This window comes from Cryobacterium sp. TMB3-10, from assembly GCF_004402305.1.
Classification (GTDB): Bacteria; Actinomycetota; Actinomycetes; order Actinomycetales; family Microbacteriaceae; genus Cryobacterium; species Cryobacterium zongtaii.
Genome location: NZ_SOGH01000013.1, coordinates 76,060 through 95,743 on the forward strand (window position 1 = coordinate 76,060; position 19,684 = coordinate 95,743).

Genomic DNA, 19,684 nt, shown 5'->3' on the forward strand with positions numbered 1-19,684 from the left:
TCCGTCCCGCCGTCGAACCACTAGCCTGTGGAAGCCGCACCATTCATCAGGGGGATTGATGTCATCGAGCAGCGCCATTCGCGACTTCGCGCAGTACGTCGGGCGATTCCGCTGGCCGCTCAGCGCGGCCGAACTCACCGACACCACCCGCTGCCCGGCCTGCGCGGCCACGCTGCCGGCGCCGGTCTGCCCGTCCTGCGGGCTCGACCTGCGTCATCCGGCCGCCCGTGAGCTGCTCACTGCGTCGACGGATGCCGCCACCGCCCTCGACAGGCGGGTGCAGCTGATCGGTCAGATCCGCTTCGAAGTTGCTGAGGCGGAGGCGGCCAGGGCCGTTGCGGCAGAGCAGCTGTTGGCGGTGCAGCTGGTGGCCGCACGGGCCGACGAGGCCGAGCGCCAGGCCCAGGCACAGGCGCAGGCGCAGGCACAGGCACAGGCCCAGGCACAGGCACAGGCTCAGGCTCAGGCGCAGGCGCAGGCACAAGCCCAGCGCGCCGCCGAGGCTGCGCGTGCCGCACAGGCCGCCGCGCCGGCCCTCGCACAGGCATCCGCCGCCACCCAGGCCGGCGCGCAGACCCCGGTCAGCGTCGCCGCCGCGGCCCCGGCCTCGCCCACCGTCGCCGCGCCCGCAGAACCCGCCCCGTCCGCCCAGCCCGTTCCCCCGTTCGCCCTGCCCGGTGTTTCTCCGGCGGCTCGCCCGGCCGCCCACACGCCGCCGACCCCGCCGAGCACCCCCGCACCGGCGATGCCGACGGGGCCGACCCCGCACAAGCGCTCGAGCGTGCAGGTCGTGCTGCTGCTCGTGGGTGTCACCCTCGTGTCGGTCGCGGCGATCGTCTTCCTCACCGTGGCCTTCGTCGTCGCCGGCCTGGCCGTACGCTCGGCCATCGTGGGGCTCTTCACCGTGGCCATGCTGATCACGGCGGGGCTGCTGCGGCGCAAGGGTCTGGTCAGCACGGCAGAGGGCATCGGCGCCCTCGCCGTGGTGCTGGTGCTCCTGGACGCCTGGGCGTTGCGGGAGAACGACCTGTTCGGCTTCGGCACCGTCGACGGCCTCCTCTATTGGGGCGTGACGCTGACGGTGTGCACCGCGCTGTTCCTGCTCTGGCACGCGGTGTCGTCGTTGCGGGTGGCCAGCGTGGCCGGTTTCGCCGCGGCCGCACCGGCTGTGGGTCTTCTCGCGGCCGGGTTGGCCGCGGATGCCGAGCCGGTCACCCGGGTGTTCCTGGCCGCGCTGGGCGTCGCAGCCGGCGCGCTCCTGCACCGGTTCACCCGGCCGGGAACGGCCTCGTTCTGGCCCGCCGTGGACCGCACGGCCGAGAGGATCGCCCTGCTCGCGCTGGCCGCCCTCGCCCTGGCCACCGCCACGCTGACCGCCGGATTCGTGGCTCCCGCCGAGACGGTGATTCCCCTGCTCACCTTCGGCGCCGTCGCCGCGGGCGCTCTCGCTCACGCCGTCGTCGCGTTGACCGGGCGCACACCGGGTGCCCTCTACCGGTCTTTCGCCTACGCATCCGCCAGCCTGGCCACGCTGGCGGTGGTGTTCGGCATCGAGGTGTTCGTCTGGCGCACCGACGACAACACCCTGCTCGTGACCCTGCCGTTGCCGGCCATCGCCACTCTCGCTCTGGGCCTCGAACTCGCCTGGCGGCGCCGGGCGACCGGCCCCGCCCGCATCGCCCTGCTCACCGCCGCGCTCACCGCCGCGTCGTTCGTGGCCGCGATCGGTGCGGTTGCGTTGGCCACAGCCGCCGCGCCGCTGGCCTCCACCCTGCTCTCGACGTTCACGACGTCGGGCGATCCGCTCGTCTCGGTGAACGAGATGAGCGTCTGGGCGCTGGCCACGCTGACCGGCGTCGCCGTGCTGATGGCCGGGTTCTGGCGGGCCGGTGCGGTGCTCGCCCCACGCCTGCGGATACTCGCCTGGTTCGGTTTGGTCATGGTATTGCTGGCCGTGCCGTTCACCGAGGCGCTCTGGCTGGTGCTTCCGCTGTATCTGCTGCTGGGCGCCGCCGCCCTCACCGTGCTCCTGCTCGCCCGCGCCGGGCGTCTGACACTGGGCGGCTACCGGCCGATTGTCGTGACACTCTTCATCGCCAGCGAGGCGCTCGGTTACACCGTGAGCTGGGCCAGTAGCGCCAGTTGGTGGCTCGGCACGCTGTCGGCGGTGCTGACAGTGTTCGTCGCCCGGCTGCTGTTGAACCGCGAGTCTCAGGCCGGCGGCCGCGGTGCTCTGCTGTCCGGAGCGATCGCGCTCACCCTCGTCGGCGCCGCCGCCGCTCCGGAAGCGCTCACCCTGGCCGCGCCGCCCACTCCGGCCGTGCTCTGGCTGCTGGTGGCCCTCGCCGTGGCGTCGGCCACCGGTCTGCTCCAGCTGTTCCTGGCCCAGGGCCGGATCGGCGGATTCACCGCCGTAGAACGCCGAGCAGGATTCTGGACCCTGTTCGCCCCGACTCTGTTGGGCGTCCTACTGCCCACCGGGCGCATCATCGACGGCCTGAGCGGTGCCGACCGGGCGACGATGCCGCCTGCCGTCCCTGTCGCCGGCATCCTGGCCGCCGCGCTGATCGCGGCCGCGATGCTGCTCTGGACCCTGACCCGCGGCGGCGGCCTGCGCTGGGAGCGGTTCACCGCCGCGCTGCTCGTGGCCCCCGCCGTGCTCGCACTCACGGTGAACCTCATCTCCCTCACCGAGGCGCCCGGCACGGTGTCGGTGCTCGCCGCGCCGATCGCCGCTCTGCTCACGGTGGCACTGGCCCTGGTCCTCCGCACTCTCGCACGCACCATCGGCGGCACCACCGGCAGCCGGGCGCGTTCGTCGGCCGGCCTGGAGATCGGCGCCGCCGTGGTGCTCACCTCCGTCTTCCTGCGGCCCGGACTCGCCGAGCTGGGCTGGCTGGTGCTGCTGCTCACCGCGGTGGTCCTGCTGCTCACCGCGATCGACGCCGACGGTCTCTTCGCCTCTGCCTCCTGGCGCCGCCATGTCGGCTGGCTCTCGCTCGTCGCGGCCACCGCCGGGCTCTGGTGGGGCCTGGCCCGCGCCGGCACCACCCCGGTGGAGGCCTACGTGCTCCCCCTGGCCGGACTGCTGTTGCTGCTGGCCGCGTTGCTCTGGCGTTACGGTCGCATCGACCGCGCCGTCACCGCCAGCCGGGGCGCCGCGCTGCTCACCCTGGCCGGGCTCTCGGTGGCCCTGCTGCCCCTGGCCCTCAGCATGCAGACCGGGTCGCCGGTGCGTCCGGTCATCGTCGGCGCGGCATCCGCGGTGCTGCTCATCGGCGCCACGCTCGTGCGCTGGGCGCCGCCGCGCTCGGCCTACCTGGCCGCGACCGCGCTGGCCGGTGCTCTCGGGCTGCTCAGCACCGGCATCGCCCGCTCGTTGCGCCTGCTCGACACCGCGGGCGCCACGGGACCGCTGCTCGAGGCGTGGCTGCTGCCCACCGTGGTCATCACGGCCACCGCGGCGTTCCTGCTGGTGCGCCACCCGGATGCCCGCACCCGCCTGGCCAGGGACCGCGCCTCCGTCGTGCTCCTGGTCGTGGCCCTCGGCGCCCTCACCGTGCTGGAAACGGCCTCGTTCGACACCTCGGCTCTGGCGGCCGGCCGCGCGATCGCCCTCGTGGGCGTTCTGGCCGTCGGGCATGTGCTGGCGCTCTGGCGGCCGCAGGTGCCACTGGGCACCATCGCGGCGTGGACCTGTGCCGCCCTGGCCGGCTTCGCTGCCGGCGCCGCGCTCGTCGCCGGCACTGTGGAGCCATTCGAGCTCGTGACGGTGCCCGTCGGACTCGCTCTGGTGGCCGGTCAGCTCGTTACGGCCCGCCTCCGGGCCACGGATGGCGCCCGGCCCACCGGAGCGTGGGCCTGGACCGGCGCCGGACTAGCGCTGGCGCTGCTGCCCAGCGCCGTCGTGGCGGCCACACCCGGCGCCACGACCCTCGGTACCGCCGGCCTCACCGACGACGCCGTGCGCCAACTGGTCACCCTGACCCTCGGCGGCCTGCTCGCCATCGCGGGCGCCGTACTACTGGGCCGCCCCCGGTGGAGCCTGCTCGCCTGGCCCGGCCTGCTCGTGGGAACCGCGGCCGTCGTGGTCACGGCGACCGGGCGCATCCTGGCGCTGGTGACGGTGCCGGCGGCCGGCGCCGACTGGCGCCTCGAGGCGTGGCTGCTGCCCGCGGCGCTGCTGCTGGTGGTCACCGGCGGCATCATCATCCGGCACACGCCGTTCATCGTCTCCGTTGCGACGGCTCCGACGGCGACCCATACCCGCACCGTGCGCCGGAGCTTCGGCTACGGCCTCGTCGGCCTGGCACTGCTCGGCATCCTCGGCGCGGAAACTGCGGCACTGCCGTTCGGTCCGTGCGCCGAGGGACGCGTGATCGCCTTGGTCGCTCTGTTCGCCGTGCTGCACGTGGCCCTTCACTGGTTCGATCGCAGCCCCGCGGGCACCGTGCTCGCCTGGTTCAGCTGGGCCGCAGGCCTGGTCGCGCTCCTGGCCGGCCTCGGGTTCGGCCTGCCCGCCCCGCTCGAACTCACCACCGGTCCGCTGGGGCTCTCCCTGATTCTCGGGCAGCTCCTGGCCGCCGGGCTTCTCGGTCCGGCGCGGAACCCGGCGTCCCTGCGGGAGTCTGCCGCCGGCCCGGTTCTGCAGGCCTGGCTGGCCGTGGGGCTGGGTCTGGTACTGCTGCCCAGTGCGGTCGAGGGTGCCCAGGGCGCCCTGCTGCGACCGGTACTGGTGCTCACCGTCGGCGGCATCCTCACGGTCGGCGGAGCCTTGCTGATCAGCCGGCCGCGCTGGCGGGTTGTGGCCTGGCCCGGCGTCCTGGTCGGTGCCGTGGCCGTCGCCGTCGCCGCGTCGGGACGCATCCGGCCGCTGCTCGGCTCGCCGGCCGGCCCGGACGGGCGGCTCGAGGCCTGGCTCCTGCCGGCCGCCCTGCTGCTGATCGGCGCGGGCTACGTCATCATCGCCAGATCCCCGGCGCTGGTACGGCCGGTTCACGCGGATGCTGCCGCGATGGATGCCGCTGTCACGGTGACCGTGGACCCGGCCGGTCCGCGCCGTCTGCTCGGCTACGGCCTCGTCATCGTCGCCCTCACCGGCATCCTCGGGACCGAAACCGCCGCGTTGCCCTATACGGCCTTCGCCGCGGGCCGGGTGATCGCCCTGATCGCGCTGTTCGCCGTGCTGCAGGTCGCCGTGCGCTGGTTCGACCGCAGCCGCGCGGGCGTCCTGCTGGCCTGGCTGCTCGTGGCCGCCGGCTTCCTGGTGCTGGTCGCCGGTCTCGGCCGGGACCTGCTCGACCCCGTCGAGGTGGGCACCGTGCCGCTGGGGATCGCCCTGGTCGTCGGTCAGCTGATCTCGGCGCGGGTCATCGGCCGGGCGCGGGGTACCGCGTTCCCGGTCCCCTCGGCCCGTCTGGTGCAGTCCGGTCTCGTCGTGGGCCTGGCGGCGCTAGTGCTGCCCAGCGCTCTCCTCGGCGCTGAAGGCACCCCGGTGCGTGCGGTGCTCAGCCTGGCGATCGGCGGTGCCCTGGCCGTCCTGGGCGCCCTGCAGACAACCCATCCACGCTGGACCCTGCTCGCCTGGCCGGCCTGCCTGGTGGGCACCCTCACCGTCCTGACCGCCGCCGGCCTGCGGATCCTCACCCTGCCCGGAGCCCCGGCCGGACCGAGCGGCGAGCTGGAGGCCTGGCTGCTGCCGGCCGCCGCCCTCCTGATGGCCACCGGAACCTGCCTGGTCTGGGTTGCCCGCAGCACCGATTCCGCCGACGCCACCAGCCTGCCGCTTCGCAGTGGGTATGGCCTCGTCGTCGCGGCCATGCTCGGCACCGTGCTCGCCGAAGTGGTCGCCCTGGGCTACCCACCGCTGGCAACGGTGCGGGTGGCGTTGGTGGTCTGGGTCTTCGCGGCGGTGTTCCTGGCCGCGTTCTGGGGCGACCGTAGCCCGCTGGGCCGGCTCATCGCCGGGGCGGCCCTCGCGGGTGCCGCCGGGATGCTCGTGGCCGGCCTGTTCCACGACGTGCCGGACCCCGTCGAGATCGTCACCGTGCCGCTGGCGCTGGCGCTCGTGGCGGCCGGGCTGGTGCACCTGCGGCGGGTGCCCGCTGCGGGCAGTTGGCCCGCGCTCGCCCCCGGCCTGCTCCTCCTGCTGGTGCCGTCGCTGCTGCTCGACCTGAGCGTCAGCCCGGTCTGGCGCGTGGTGGGCCTCGGCGTGGTCGCCATCGCGGTGCTGCTGCTCGGCACCGCGCGGCGGTTGCAGGCTCCGTTCGTGCTCGGCGCCACGGTGCTGTTGCTGCACGCGCTCGCCCAGCTCTGGCCGTGGATCGCCCTGCTCTACGTCTCGGTGCAGTGGTGGCTCTGGCTCGGTATCGGCGGCGTGTTGCTGATCGTGCTCGCCGCGCGGTACGAGCAGCGCATCCAGAACTTCAAGACGGCGGCGCTGAAGATCTCCGCGCTGCGCTAACCGCTCCCCACAGCGCCCCGCGCCCAGCCCGTCACAACGGGTGCGGGGCGCGGGGTGCACAACTCCTGCGGGATGACCGGCGCCGCGCATCGTGGAAGCATGGGGAGGTGCCCGAATCCAGCGCCCCCGAGTTCCTCAGCACGACCCGCCTGCGACTGGCACCTCTCGCCGCGGCCGATGTGGCCGAGGTGCACGCCATCTACGCCGACCCGGGAACCTGGCTGCACCTGCCGACCGGCCGCCACACGGCCCTCGCACAGGCCGAGCGGATGGTCGACGAGAGCGAGCAGAGCTGGGCCGCATCCGGTTTGGGGCGCTGGGCGATTCGGTTGCGGCACGACCTGCCCGGCACTGCACGGTCCGGCACAGCACTGCCCGGCACCACCCTGGCGGCGGGAATGCTCATCGGGGTGGCCTCGGCAACGCTGATGGACTGCGGGGCGCACAACTTCGGCTACCGGCTGACCCCGGCAAGCTGGGGAATCGGACTGGCCACCGAGGCCGCCACGGTGGCCCTCGCCGCGGCGCAGGCCTCGGCGTATCCGGTGACCGCCCGCGTTCTGGCCGGGAACCCCGCCTCGGTGCGGGTGCTCGAGCGCATCGGGCTCACCCTGGTGTGGCGCGGGCAGGGGGTGGCCGGCACGGCGTCCGACCAGCCCGCCACCGCGGCGCTCGAACGGCTCGTCTTCGCGGACCGGCCCCTCAAGCCCGATCTGCTGGCCGCGATCATCAATCTCGGCTGACCTGCCGTCCGCGCCTGCGGTACAGGCGGAGATCTTCCGGCCGTGTCGGCGTGTCGTGGCCGCCGGCCCGGCGAGTCCCGAAATTCTCCGCCTTTAGGTAGTCGCTCGGCCGCGCCGGAACCCGCTCAGGGCTGTTCGCCGAGCTCGGTGACCTGTTGGCGGTACTGCTCGGCCGTGAGCTCGCCGCGTGCGTAGCGCTCGTCGAGGATCCGTCGGGCATTGCTCCTACGCGGGCCCATCGGGCCGGGCGAGTCGTCGCGGAACACCCGCACGGTCCACACAATGAGCAACACGACCGCGCCCAGCGATAGCAACCCGTAGAGCCAGAGCCAGGCCGGGTTCATTCCGTATCCCCACATCATCCAGGTTCCTTTCCTGACGAGCACAAGTGATCGTGCCCCCCACGGTAGTCTCATTGCCCTTGCCTGGTACCCCTAGGGGGTATAGCGTAAGGGTATGCCTTCCCACCCGGATCACCACATCGACCAGCCCACCGACGGCGCCTCTCCGGCGGATCAGGCCGCGATGAATCACGCCGACACGGACCACGAATCGATGGACCACACCTCGATGGACCATGGGGCCATGGGACATGCCGGGCACGGCGATCACGTCGCCCGATTCCGCCAACTGTTCTGGCTGATGCTGGTGCTTGCCGTTCCCGTCGTGGTCTTCAGCGGCATGTTTTCCATGCTCCTGGGCTATGAGTTGCCCCACGCCGCCTGGGTCGCCTGGGTCTCGCCGCTGCTGGGCACGGTGATGTACGTCTGGGGCGGCCGCCCGTTCCTCACCGGCGCGGTGGCCGAGCTCAGGCAACGCTCTCCCGGCATGATGCTGCTCATCGCACTGGCGATCACCGTGGCGTTCCTCTCCTCCTGGGGCGCGAGCCTGGGCATCCTGGCCATGGAGCTCGATTTCTGGTGGGAACTCGCGCTGCTGATCGTGATCATGCTGCTCGGCCACTGGATCGAGATGCGCTCGCTGGCGCAGTCCTCGTCCGCGCTCGAATCGCTGGCGGCGCTGCTGCCCGACGAGGCCGAGCGGGTGGATGACGGCACCGTCACTCTTGTCGCTCCCGCCGACCTCGAGGTGGGCGACCTGGTCATCGTGCGACCGGGCGCCCGGATCCCCGCCGACGGACAGATCACCGAGGGCACCGCCGATGTGGACGAGTCGATGATCACGGGCGAATCCCGTCCGGTGCGCCGCGGCCCCGGCGCCGCGGTCGTGGCCGGCACCGTCGCCACCGACACGGCCCTGCGGCTGCGGGTGACCGCGGTCGGCGACGACACCGCGCTCGCGGGCATCCGCCGGCTCGTCGCCGAGGCGCAAGCCTCGTCGTCGCGGGCGCAGCGCCTGGCCGATCGGGCGGCCGGCTGGCTGTTCTGGTTCGCGCTCGGTGTCGGTCTGCTCACCGCGATCGCGTGGACCCTGCTCGGCAGCCCGGAGGATGCCGTGATGCGCACCATCACCGTTCTGGTAATCGCCTGCCCGCACGCGTTGGGCCTGGCGATTCCGTTGGTGGTGTCGATCGCGACCGAGCGGGCCGCCCGCGGCGGGGTGCTCGTGACCGACCGGCTCGCCCTGGAGAGCATGCGTACCGTCGACACCGTGCTGTTCGACAAAACCGGCACTCTCACCCGGGGCGAACCCGTGGTCAGTCACGTGCACGCCGCCGCCGGTCACACCGAGGAGGACGTGCTCGCCCTGGCGGCCGCCGTGGAGGCCGACAGCGAGCATCCGCTGGCCACGGCCATCGTCGCCGCGGCCCGCGGCCGATCCGTTCCAGCGGCCACCGGGTTCCGGGCGGCCACCGCCGTGGGGGTGAGCGCCACGGTCGCCGGCCACGAGGTGGCGGTGGGTGGGCCGAGCCTGCTCAGCCGCCATCACGCCGAGCCGCTCGAGCACACCGACGCCTGGGCCGCCGAGGGCGCCATCGTGCTGCACGTGCTGCAAGACGGCCGCGTGATCGGCGCCATCGGCCTCGCCGACGAGGTGCGGCCGGAATCGACGGAGGCCGTCGCCGCCCTGCACGCCCTGGGCATCGCGGTGGTGATGATCACCGGCGACGCCGAGGCCGTGGCGCACAATGTGGCCGCCCAGCTCGGCATCGACAGGGTCTTCGCCGGCGTGCACCCCGACCGAAAGGCCGCCGCCGTGGTGCAGCTGCAACAGGAAGGTCACCGGGTGGCCATGGTGGGCGACGGGGTCAACGACGCCCCGGCTCTGGCTCAGGCCGACGTGGGCATCGCCATCGGCGCCGGCACGGATGTCGCGATCGCCTCCGCCGGCGTCATCCTGGCCAGCGACGACCCCCGATCGGTGCTCTCGGTGATCGAGCTCTCCCGCGCCAGCTACCGCAAGATGACGCAGAACCTGTGGTGGGCCGCCGGCTACAACCTGCTCGCGGTGCCGCTGGCCGCCGGAGTCCTCGCCCCGATCGGCTTTGTGCTGCCGATGGAAGTGGGTGCGCTGCTGATGTCGGCCTCGACGGTGGTGGTGGCCGTGAACGCGCAGCTGCTTCGCCGCCTCGACCTGCGGCCCGAGGTGAGCACAGCCCGGGTGCTCGGCGCCCGCCACCCCGACGCCACGCCGAGACCGGTGTCCTGATGCGGGCGCCTCCGGCAGCACCCCGGAATCAGGAACCGCCAGCCCTGGCCCGCCCCGTCAGCCGGCGCACCGTTCTGGCCCTGGGCGGGCTGGGCGTCATTGCCGTGGCGGGCGGAGCGGCCGCGCTCTGGGCGACCTGGCCGTCGGGCACAGCCGGGTTCGTCGGCGGTGACGACCTGCACCAGCCCGACGAGCTGACGAGCAGCGGCGGGCTGCTCGATGTCACCCTCTCCGCCACACCGGCCACGACCGTGATCGGCGGGCGCAGCGCGAGGGTGCTCGGTTACAACGGCGGCCTGCCCGGCCCCACGCTGCGGCTCGTTCCCGGCGACCGGCTGCGGGTCACGCTGGTCAACGGCCTGGCCGGCCCGACCAACCTGCACGTGCACGGCCTGCACGTGTCGCCGGAGGGAAACGGCGACAACATGGCCGTCATGGTCAAGACCGGTGAGTCCTTCCACTACGAGTACCGGCTGCCGGCCGACCACCCGCCCGGCGTGTACTGGTACCACCCGCACCACCATGGCACCGTCGCCGACCAGGTCTTCGGCGGCCTGTACGGCACCATCGTCATCGACGACCCGGTGCCCATCGGGAGCAGCCGGGAACGGGTCCTGGTGATCTCGGACGTCACGCTCGACGGCGTCGGTGCGGTCGCGGACGCATCCGCCGCGGACCGGATGCAGGGCCGGGAGGGCGAGCTTGTGCTGGTCAACGGTCAATTGGCGCCTGTCCTGGCGCTTCGAACCGGCGAGCGCGAGAGGTGGCGGATCGTGAACGCCTGCGTCTCCAGATACCTCCGACTGCGCCTCGACGGTCAACGGTTGCAGCTGCTCGGCATCGACTCCGGTCGCCTCGAAAGACCGGCGGAGGTGGACGAGATCCTGCTCGCGCCGGGCAATCGGGCCGATGTCCTCGTCACCGCGGTGCAGGGCGGAACCGAGTTGCGCACCCTGGCCTACGACCGGGGCACCGCGACCTCCGGCGGCATGATGGGCGGCTCCGGTCAGGCCGCGACGGGCACCGAGGTCGCCCTCGCGACTGTCACGGTGACCGGGGACCCGGTGGCGGCGCCGGGGGCCGTGCCACGCCAGCCGGCACCGCTCGACCTGCGCGGTGCGACCGTGACGGCTCGGCGCGAACTCAGCTTCGACATGGGAATGGGTATGGGCGGCGGCTCGATGATGACTTTCACCATCAACGGGCAGGAGTTCGACCCGGAGCGCCTCGACACGACAGTGCTGGCCGGCAGCGTGGAGGAGTGGACGCTGCGCAACACGAGCGAGATGGACCATCCGGTGCACCTGCACGTGTGGCCGATGCAGATCGTCGATCGGGGCGGCACCGCCGAGGCTGCAGTCGTGTGGCGCGATGTGGTGAACGTGCCGGCCCGCGGGCAGACCACAGTGCGCATCAGTTTCGCCGACTTCGCCGGACGCACCGTCTACCACTGCCACATCCTCGACCACGAGGACGCCGGGATGATGGGGACGATCCTGGTGCGGTAAGCGGGTCCATCAGGCGCGAACCCTCGCCGACGATTCGGGCGCTGTCGGAACGATTGACCCGTTGGTCAGAGAACACGACTAGCCTCCATGGATGGCCGAAACACGAACACCCGCCGCGCCCCGCGCTGTGGAGCTCTACTGTCCCACCGCTGACGACTGGGCAGGCCTGCGCGATATCCGTCTCCGGTCCATCGCGAACTTCCCGTTGGGCTTCTTCGAATCATTCGCCGCCGTCCTCGCGCTCACCGAAACTGACTGGCGTCAGCGCGGCGCCCGGAACACCGAACCCACCAGCTTCCAGGTTGTCGCACGCACCCCCGGCGAACAGTGGGTCGGCACGATGGCCGCCTTTGTGTCCTCCGGTCCGCCGAGCTACCGGCCGGGCGAGCCGCCGATCGGCGGCCCGGTTCGCGCCAACCTGGTGGGCGTCTGGGTCGACCCCTCCTATCGCGGCCGCACCGGAGTGGCCACGCGACTGCTCGGCGCCGTCCGCACCTGGGTCGCCGACGAGCAGCACCTCGACCGGATCTACCTGCACGTTCACGAGAGCAATCACCGCGCCATCCGCTTCTACGAGAAGAACGGCGCCCGCCCCACCGGCGACTACATCACGGACCCGCACCGCACCTCGGAGCGGCACCTGGAAATGGTCCTGGCCGCGCAGGGCTGAGATGGACCTGCTCCTCGAATTCTGGACCCGCGTCTCGGCCACGAACGCTCCCCTGCCGGCTTTGACGGTGTGGGTGACCATCGCCGCGGCCGCCCTGCTCGTGCTGGTGCCGCCGGCCTGGAAACTGACCCGGCACGGCATCACGATCGTGCACGAGGGCGGCCACGGGCTCGTCGCGGCTCTCGGCGGCCGCCGGCTGCAGGGCATCCGGCTGCACTCCGACACCTCCGGCCTCACCGTGAGCCGCGGCAAGCCGCGCGGGCCCGGCATGGTCTTCACCCTGCTCGCCGGGTACACGGCGCCGGCCCTGCTCGGGCTCGGGGCGGCGTGGATGCTCAGCCGCAGCCATGACATCGGCCTGCTCTGGGCGCTGCTTGCGGCGCTGGCGCTGCTGCTGGTGCAGATCCGCAACTGGTTCGGGCTGTGGTCGGTGGCGGTCACCGCGGCGGTGGTCTTCGCGGTCACCTGGTTCGGCTCGCCCACCGTGCAGAGCATCTTCGCCGTGCTGGTCACCGCGTTCCTGCTGCTCGGCGCCCTGCGCACCGTCGTCGAGCTGCAGGTCACCCGGTCGCGCCGCGGCGGCACCGCCTCGGACGCCGACCAGCTGGCCCGGCTCAGCCACCTGCCCGGCCTGTTCTGGGTGCTGGTGTTCTTCGCCGTGGCCGGCGCCTGCCTCGTCGGTGCGGCGAGACTGCTCGGCCTGGTCTAGCCGCAACGTCTCGACTTGCCGCAAAACGCCCCCTCAGACGCCCGGAGGGGGCACTGTGCGGCAACTCACGAACGGGCACTCCCGGCCGCGCGCGTGCGCCCCTAGAAGACGCTGGTGCCGAGCAGGGTGCCGACCAGCCAGGTGACGAAGAGTGCCGCGGCACCGCCGGTGACCACGCGCACGGTGGCGCGGGCGAGGCGACTGCCGCCGAGTCGGGCGCCGAGCGCGCCGGTGAGGGCCAGGGCCACCAGCACGGCGAGGAACGTCACCGGGACCCGGACGTTCTCCGGCGGCAGCAGGATCGCCAGCAACGGCAGGATCGCTCCGAGCGTGAAGGCCAGGGCCGAGGCGGCGGCGGCGTGCCAGGCGCTGGCCACATCCTCTTCGACGATGTTGAGTTCGAGCGAGAGGTGCGCCTTGAGGGCATCCTTCTCGGTGAGCTCGAGCGCCACCTGGCGGGCGGTGGCCGGGGCCAGCCCGCGCTCCTCGTAAAGGGTGGTGAGCACGTCGAGTTCGCCGGCCGGGTCGTCGCGCAGCTCGCGCTTCTGCTTCTCGATCATGGCGCGCTGGCTGTCACTCTGGCTGCTCACCGAGACGTATTCGCCCAGCGCCATCGAGATGGCCCCGCCGACGAGCCCTGCCGCGCCGGCCGCCACGATGGCCGGCGTGGAGGCGCCGGCACCGGCGACGCCGACCACGATCGCGGCCACGGACACGATGCCGTCGTTGGCGCCGAGCACGCCGGCGCGCAGCCAGTTGAGCCGGGTGGCCAGGCTGCCGCCCAGCGAAGCGCCCTCTGTTTGGGCGCGCGGTGCGGCATCCGGGGCGGCGTGAAAGGGCCTGAACAGCGGGGGCGAGAGGATGGCCATAGAGTCACCATAGGCACCCCCCGCCGACTCCGCCAGCCTGGAAAGCCTTGCCTAATCCCCCTGATCAGAGGATGGAAAGGCTAACCTAATCGGCGGCAGTGCCCAGCTGTGGTCTGCGGCTGCCGCCTAGAACGGCACCCCGCACACGAGCGCGGCATTGGCGAACGCGGTGGCTTCCCCGGTGCGCACGAACACCCGCGCAGACGCCGAGAGCACCTTGAGGTCACCGTGTCCGATGTACTCGATGTCGGTGAAGCGCCCGCTCAGCCAGTCCCCGGCCTCCGTGCCCTGTGCCTCCGACGCGGCCACGCAACGCTCGACGACGAGTTCGCCCAGCAGCGCGTCGAGAACCTGCTCGAAGCGCGGCACGCCGTGCACCAGGGCAAGGTCGATCACCGGCACGCCGGCGGGTGCGGGCATGCCGCAGTCCGCGACGAGGACGATGTCACCGTGACCCAGGCGGCTGAGGGCCGCGTTCAGGTCGGCGTTCAGGATGCCGGCGCGTTTCACGGGTGTGCCTCGTTCTTCTCGGTGGCGGAGTCGACCGCCGAATCGGCGGCTGCATCGGGACGGACCTCGGGAAGGCTGTCGCCCTCGTGCGGATAGGACGGCTGCGTTCCCCGGGACTGCACTGCGAACGCCCCCACCCGCACGGCCAGCCGGGCCGCCTCGCGCAGGGTGTCGCCGGCGGCGAGCCGGGCGCTCACAGCGCCCACGAAGGCGTCGCCAGCGCCGGAGCTGTCGACCGCCTCCACGACGGGGGACGCCACCGTTTCGGTGCCCTCGGCGTCGGAGACGATCGCGCCGAGCGCACCGCGGGTGAGCACAACAGAGGCCACCCCCCACTCGCGCAGCCGGGCCACCGCCGCGGCGTCCGTCGCGGGCGGCGCTGTGCCGGGCGTGAGCTGCGCCAGGAGCAGCGCGGCCTCGTGTTCGTTCACGATCAGGGGGTCGGCGGCCGCGACCGTGGCGGGGTCGAGCTCGATCACCGGGGCCAGGTTGAGCACCAGGCGCCCGCGGGTCAGCCGGGCGGCGGCGGCGCTTCCTGCTGCGGGGATCTCGCCCTGCAGCACCACCACGGCGGCCCCGGCGATGAGGCCGGCGCTCTGGCCGACGACACCGGCATCCACCGCGGCGTTGGCCCCGGGGATGACGACGATGGTGTTCTCACCGTCGGCGGCCACCGTGATCAGGGCCAGGCCGGTGGGCCCGTCCACGGCCCGCACGCTGGACAGGTCGACCTGCGCGGATTCGAGGATGGCCGTGGCCGAGGAGGCCAGGGCGTCCAGGCCGACCGCGCCGACCATGCTCACCCGGGCGCCGAGCTGGGCCGCGGCGACGGCCTGGTTGGCGCCCTTACCGCCGGGCAGAACGGTGATCGAGGTGCCGATCAGAGTCTCGCCCGGCAGCGGATGACGCGCGACGGTGGTGACCTGGTCGGCGTTGATCGAGCCGACCACGACAACCCCGGTCAGGGTCGCCGCGGAGTCTGGGTGCGGGGTTGGCGGGGTCACTTGGAGAAGTCGCCCACGTTCGTCTTCGTGACGGCAACGACGTCGACGGGGACTGTCGCTTCGATATCCTCACCGTTGATGGCCTTGACGGCCAGTTCGATGGCGAGCTTGCCGAGTTCGGCGGGCTGCTGGGCGACGGTGGCGTAGAGCGAGCCGTCCGAGATGGCGGTCAGGCCATCCGCGGTGCCGTCGAAGCCCACAACGGACACCTCGGAGCCGGCGCGAGCGCCGAGAGCCTGGATGGCGCCGAGGGCCATCTCGTCGTTTTCGGCGAAGATGCCGGTGACACCGGGGTTGGCCTGCAGCAGGTTGGTGGTGACGTCGAGTGCGGAGGCCCGGTCGAAGTTCGCGGTCTGCTCGGCGACGACGGTGATGTCGGGGTAGGCGGCGATGCCCTCGTCGAAGCCGGCGCCGCGGTCGCGGCTGGCGGAGGTGCCCGATACGCCCTGCAGGGAGATGACGGTGCCCTTCTCCCCCATGGCCGCGGCGAGCTCGTCGGCGGCCTGCTTGCCGCCGGCGACGTTGTCACTGGCGACCAGGGAAGTCAGGTCGGCGTCGTTGACCGTGCGGTCGACGCCGATGACCGGGATGTCGGCGGCGATCAGCGCGTTCACCGAGGCGCTGGCGGCGTCGGAGTCGACCGGGTTGACGATGACGGCCTTGGTGCTTCCGGCGGTGGCCGTGGCCAGCTGGTTGGCCTGGGTGGCGGAGTCGTTCTGGGCGTCGACGATGTAGAGGTCGACGCCGGCCTCGTCGGCGGCGGCCTGGGCGCCGTCGCGCAGCTCGACGAAGAACGGGTTGTTCAGGGTGGAGATCGCGAGCACGATCTTCGGCCCGCTGGCCTCGTCGCCGCCGCCGCGGCCGCAGGCGGTGGTGCCGGCGAGGATCAGTGCTGCCGTGGCGGTGACGGCGGCGATACGGCGAAAGGAGGATGACTTCATTGTGTTTCCTTTGTTGTGGTGGGTCGGTGTGAGGTAAGTAGGGAAAAGGCTCAGCTGTTACGGGTCTTGCGGCGCAGCACGTCGGCGCCCACCGCGAGGGCGATGACCAGCCCGATGACCACCTGCTGCCAGAACGACGACACGTTGAGCAGGTTGAGTCCGTTGCGGATGACGACGAGCACCAGGGCGCCGATGAAGGTGCCGGAGATCTTGCCGAGCCCGCCGGAGAGCGACGCTCCGCCGATGACGACGGCGGCGATGGCATCCAGTTCGTAGCCGGCGGCGGCCTGCGGCTGGGCGGAGTCGAGCCGGCCGGCCAGGAGCAGTCCGGCCAGCGCGGCGAAGAGGCCGGCGAGGGCGAAGACCGTGACGATGATGCGCTTCACCGGCAGGCCGGAGAGCCGGGCGGCCTCGGCGTTGCCGCCGACGGCGTACATGGAGCGCCCGAGCACGGTGCGGTTGAGGATGAAGGAGGCCACCAGCGCGGCCAGGACCAGGATCACGATGGGCATCGGCACCGGGCCGATGTTGCCGCCGAGGAACGACACCTCAGGGGCGGTTTTGATCGGCCGGCCGTCGGAGATCACCAGGGTGAGGCCGCGGGCCACGCTGAGCATGGCCAGGGTGGCGATGAAGGAGGGCAGCTTGCCGTAGGCGTTCGCGGCGCCGTTGATGACGCCGGCGAGCAGGCCCACGACGAGACCGCCGACGAGCGCCATCCAGCCGGGCAGGCCGGCGCTGACGAAGAACCAGCCGGAGGCCATGGCCGAGAGGGCCGCGACGGCGCCGACAGACAGGTCGATGCCGCCGGCGACGATGACGAAGGTCATGCCGAAGGCGAGCACCGCCACTGTCGACACCTGGATGCCGATGTTGAGCAGGTTCTGGCCGGTCAGGAAGTCCGGCGTGGCGATGACCAGGGCGATGCAGAGCACCACCAGGCCGACCAGGGCGCCGTTGTTGGCCAGGAAGGTCTTGTAGTCGAAGGAGCGTCGGGTGGGCGCGAGCGTGGTCGTGGACATGGTTTCAGTTCCTTCGGTTTCAGCGCTGCGCGGCGACGTCGCGGGCAGCAAGAGTCATGACGGTGTCTTGGGTGGCATCCGCTGCGCTGAGTTCGCCGGCCAGCCGGCCGTCGCGCATGACGAGGATGCGGTCGCTCATGCCCAGGATCTCGGGCAGTTCGCTGGAAACCATGACGATGGCTCCACCGGCTGCGGTGATCGAGTTCATCAGTTCGTAGATTTCGACCTTGGCGCCCACGTCCACACCGCGGGTCGGTTCGTCCAGCAGCAGCACCGTCGAGGCGGCGATGATCCACCGGCCGAAGACAGCCTTCTGCTGGTTGCCGCCGGAGAGTGAGCGGATCGGCTGGTCGATGGTGTGCATCCGGATGCGCAGCTTCTCGGCCACGGCCTCGGCGCGGCGGCGCTGGCCGGTGAAGTCGGCCAGGCCGAGCTTGGCGCTGGAGGCCAGGGTGGCGTAGCCGAGGTTGTCGTTGACCGAGGCGTCCAGCACCAGGCCCTGGCCCTTGCGGTCTTCGGGCACGTGGCCGATGCCGGCCCGGATGGCCGCCTGGATGTCACCCTTGGGCAGCTGCGCACCGCGTACGGTGACGGAGCCGGTGTCGTATTTGTCGGCGCCGGCGATGGCGCGGATCAGTTCGGTGCGGCCGGCCCCGACGAGCCCCGCGATGCCGAGCACCTCGCCGGCGCGCACGGTGAAGCTGATGTCGTCGAAGTGGCCGGCGCTGGTGAGGTTGGTCACCGTGAGCACCTCGGTGAGCGCGGGAGTCTCGTCGGCGCGGCGCGGGAACTGGTCCTCGATGCTGCGGCCGACCATGAGCTTGACCAGCTCGTCTTCGGGAGTGGAGGCGGGAACCTCGGCGATGAAGTGGCCGTCGCGGATGACGGTGACGGTGTCACCGACCTCGGCGATCTCGTCGAGGTGGTGGCTGATGAAGAGCATGCCGACGCCCCGCTGGCGGAGGTCGGCCATCACGGCGAACAGGGCCTGGGTCTCGTGCCGGGTGAGCGCGGCGGTGGGTTCGTCGAGGATCAGCACACGTGCGTTGATGCTCAGGGCCTTGGCGATCTCCACCAGCTGCTGCCGGGCGATGCCGAGCTGACCGACCGGGGTGTCCACGTCGATCTCGAGGCCGATCAGCGCCAGTGCCGCGCGGGCCTGCCGGCGGAGTTCCTTGCGGTCGACCATGCCGAGCTTGGTGGGCATCCGGCCGAGCATCACGTTCTCGGCCACGCTCATGGTGGCCACGAGGTTGAGTTCCTGGTGGATGGTGGCGATGCCGTGTTCTTCGGCGGCGCGGGTGCTGGGAAGGCTGGTCACGGCGCCGTCGACGAGGATCTGGCCGCCGTCGGGCTGGTAGACGCCGGCGACCATTTTGATCAGGGTGGACTTGCCGGCGCCGTTCTCGCCGAGCAGCACCTGCACCTGGCCGGGGTAGACACTCACGGTCACGTCCTGGATGACGGTGACCTGGCCGAAGGTCTTTGTCACGTTCTGTAAGGTGATCAGGGGTTTCACGGTCATTGCTGGCTCCTTTGCTCAGGCTGTGTCGTGGGGCGGATGGGCGTGGCCGAGGAGGCCCGCACAATCAGTTCGCTGGGTAGCACCACCGACTCCGGGGTGTGCCCGGCGATCACCTGCAACAAAAGGTCAACGGCGATCCGGCCCATGTCTTCGACGCTGTGCGCGATGACGCTCAGCGCCGGGTTGAGCAGCGCGAACCACTCGATGTCGTCGAAGGCGACGAGGGCGATGTCGGTGCCGATTCGCAGACCGAGCCTGTGCAGGATGCTGATGGCGCCGACGGCCATCAGGCTGTCGGCGGCGAGCAGAGCGGTGGGCGGGTTGGTGAGGTCCATCAGGGTGTGCACGCCGGCCGAGCCGCTGGCGGCCTGGTAGTCGCCGAAGTAGACCAGCTCCGGGTCCTGGCTGAGGCCGGCCTCGGCGACGGCGCGGGTGAAGGACGCGAAGCGGTCCCGGCCGGTAGAGGTGGCCTGTGGGCCCGAGATGTAGCCGATCCGGGTGTGGCCCTGTTCAGCGAGGTGCCGCACGGCCTGGCGGATGCCGGTCTCGCTGTCGGTGGTGACGCTGGGCAGGTCGAGGCCGGGAACGGTACGGTCCACGAGCACCGTGGGAATCTCGCGCTCGATCAGGGCGCGCAGCCGGCCGCCGTCGTCGCCGACGGGGGCGACGATCACTCCGTCGACCCGACGGGAGATGAGGGTGTCGAGGTAGCGGTCCTGCTGGTCGTTACGCTCGTTGGCGTTGCCGAGCAGGGTGACGTAGCCGGCCGAGAGGGCGGCCTGTTCGGCGGCGTGCGCGAGGTCGGCGAAGAAGGGGTTGCGCACATCCGGTACCAGCAGGCCGAGGGAGTTGGACCGGGTGGACCGTAGGGCCTGGGCCTGGGCGTTGGGCTGGTAGTCCAACTCGGCGGCCGCGGCGGCGACGCGTTCGCGGGTGTCGGCCGAGGTGGCCGGGTTGCCCGACAGGACCCTGGAGGCCGTGCCCACCGAGACGCCAGCGAGGGCGGCGACGTCCTTGATCGTTACGGCTTCCACAGCCACTCCCTTGTGTGTGCGTGCTTGGTATTGCTGATGACTCCGGCGACCCGTGGAATCGTTTCCATGGAATCGT

14 protein-coding genes are annotated in these 19,684 nt (G+C 71.9%); 6 read left to right on the plus strand and 8 right to left on the minus strand.

Going from position 1 to position 19,684, the window contains the following annotated elements:
- Nucleotides 1–58 precede the first annotated feature (58 nt).
- On the plus strand, nt 59–6,463 hold the full coding sequence (locus tag E3T22_RS05895; protein WP_134480764.1) for an SCO7613 C-terminal domain-containing membrane protein: 6,405 nt from the start codon (nt 59–61) through the stop codon (nt 6,461–6,463).
- Between the two features lie 107 nt (nt 6,464–6,570).
- Entirely contained in the window at nt 6,571–7,206 is a 636-nt protein-coding gene (locus E3T22_RS19000; RefSeq protein ID WP_166789264.1) for a GNAT family N-acetyltransferase, read from the plus strand.
- 125 nt (nt 7,207–7,331) lie between these two features.
- Here E3T22_RS19000 and E3T22_RS05900 read toward each other — a convergent pair whose 3' ends face one another.
- Nucleotides 7,332–7,568, minus strand: a complete 237-nt coding sequence (locus E3T22_RS05900) for an SHOCT domain-containing protein (protein WP_134480763.1) — start codon at nt 7,566–7,568, stop codon at nt 7,332–7,334.
- A gap of 163 nt (nt 7,569–7,731) precedes the next feature.
- On the opposite strand from E3T22_RS05900, the gene E3T22_RS05905 reads away from it, so the two are divergent.
- The 4 genes from E3T22_RS05905 to E3T22_RS05920 all read left to right on the plus strand — a co-directional run bounded on the left by E3T22_RS05905 (nt 7,732) and on the right by E3T22_RS05920 (nt 12,703).
- The gene (locus E3T22_RS05905; protein WP_370291524.1) at nt 7,732–9,816 is read left to right on the plus strand and encodes a copper-translocating P-type ATPase; all 2,085 of its coding nucleotides are present in this window, start codon (nt 7,732–7,734) and stop codon (nt 9,814–9,816) included.
- Nucleotides 9,816–11,324 carry a multicopper oxidase family protein gene (locus E3T22_RS05910; protein WP_134480761.1) on the plus strand — a complete coding sequence of 503 codons (1,509 nt, stop codon included), beginning with the start codon at nt 9,816–9,818 and terminating at the stop codon, nt 11,322–11,324. Before E3T22_RS05905 ends, E3T22_RS05910 begins: the two co-directional genes overlap by 1 nt.
- A 91-nt stretch (nt 11,325–11,415) precedes the next feature.
- Nucleotides 11,416–11,994, plus strand: coding sequence for a GNAT family N-acetyltransferase (locus tag E3T22_RS05915; protein ID WP_088457487.1), 579 nt, complete (start codon nt 11,416–11,418; stop codon nt 11,992–11,994).
- Between the two features lies 1 nt (nt 11,995).
- A complete protein-coding gene (locus tag E3T22_RS05920; RefSeq protein WP_088457488.1) occupies nt 11,996–12,703 on the plus strand; it encodes a M50 family metallopeptidase in 708 nt (235 codons plus the stop codon).
- Between the two features lie 101 nt (nt 12,704–12,804).
- Here the strand turns inward: E3T22_RS05920 and E3T22_RS05925 are convergent, their stop codons facing one another.
- The 7 genes from E3T22_RS05925 to E3T22_RS05955 all read right to left on the minus strand — a co-directional run bounded on the left by E3T22_RS05925 (nt 12,805) and on the right by E3T22_RS05955 (nt 19,608).
- On the minus strand, nt 12,805–13,572 hold the full coding sequence (locus E3T22_RS05925) for a VIT1/CCC1 transporter family protein (protein ID WP_088457489.1): 768 nt from the start codon (nt 13,570–13,572) through the stop codon (nt 12,805–12,807).
- A gap of 126 nt (nt 13,573–13,698) precedes the next feature.
- A complete protein-coding gene (rbsD, locus tag E3T22_RS05930; protein ID WP_088457490.1) occupies nt 13,699–14,082 on the minus strand; it encodes a D-ribose pyranase in 384 nt (127 codons plus the stop codon).
- The gene (locus E3T22_RS05935; RefSeq protein ID WP_241983604.1) at nt 14,079–15,086 is read right to left on the minus strand and encodes a ribokinase; all 1,008 of its coding nucleotides are present in this window, start codon (nt 15,084–15,086) and stop codon (nt 14,079–14,081) included. The genes rbsD and E3T22_RS05935 overlap by 4 nt, the downstream gene beginning before the upstream one ends.
- Nucleotides 15,083–16,027 (minus strand): substrate-binding domain-containing protein, encoded by a 945-nt coding sequence (locus tag E3T22_RS05940; RefSeq protein ID WP_134480760.1) that lies wholly within the window; start codon nt 16,025–16,027, stop codon nt 15,083–15,085. The genes E3T22_RS05935 and E3T22_RS05940 overlap by 4 nt, the downstream gene beginning before the upstream one ends.
- A gap of 50 nt (nt 16,028–16,077) precedes the next feature.
- Nucleotides 16,078–17,049, minus strand: a complete 972-nt coding sequence (locus E3T22_RS05945; protein ID WP_088457492.1) for an ABC transporter permease — start codon at nt 17,047–17,049, stop codon at nt 16,078–16,080.
- A gap of 19 nt (nt 17,050–17,068) precedes the next feature.
- A complete protein-coding gene (locus tag E3T22_RS05950) occupies nt 17,069–18,574 on the minus strand; it encodes a sugar ABC transporter ATP-binding protein (RefSeq protein WP_103461228.1) in 1,506 nt (501 codons plus the stop codon).
- Nucleotides 18,571–19,608, minus strand: coding sequence for a LacI family DNA-binding transcriptional regulator (locus E3T22_RS05955; protein WP_088458152.1), 1,038 nt, complete (start codon nt 19,606–19,608; stop codon nt 18,571–18,573). The genes E3T22_RS05950 and E3T22_RS05955 overlap by 4 nt, the downstream gene beginning before the upstream one ends.
- Nucleotides 19,609–19,684 lie beyond the last annotated feature (76 nt).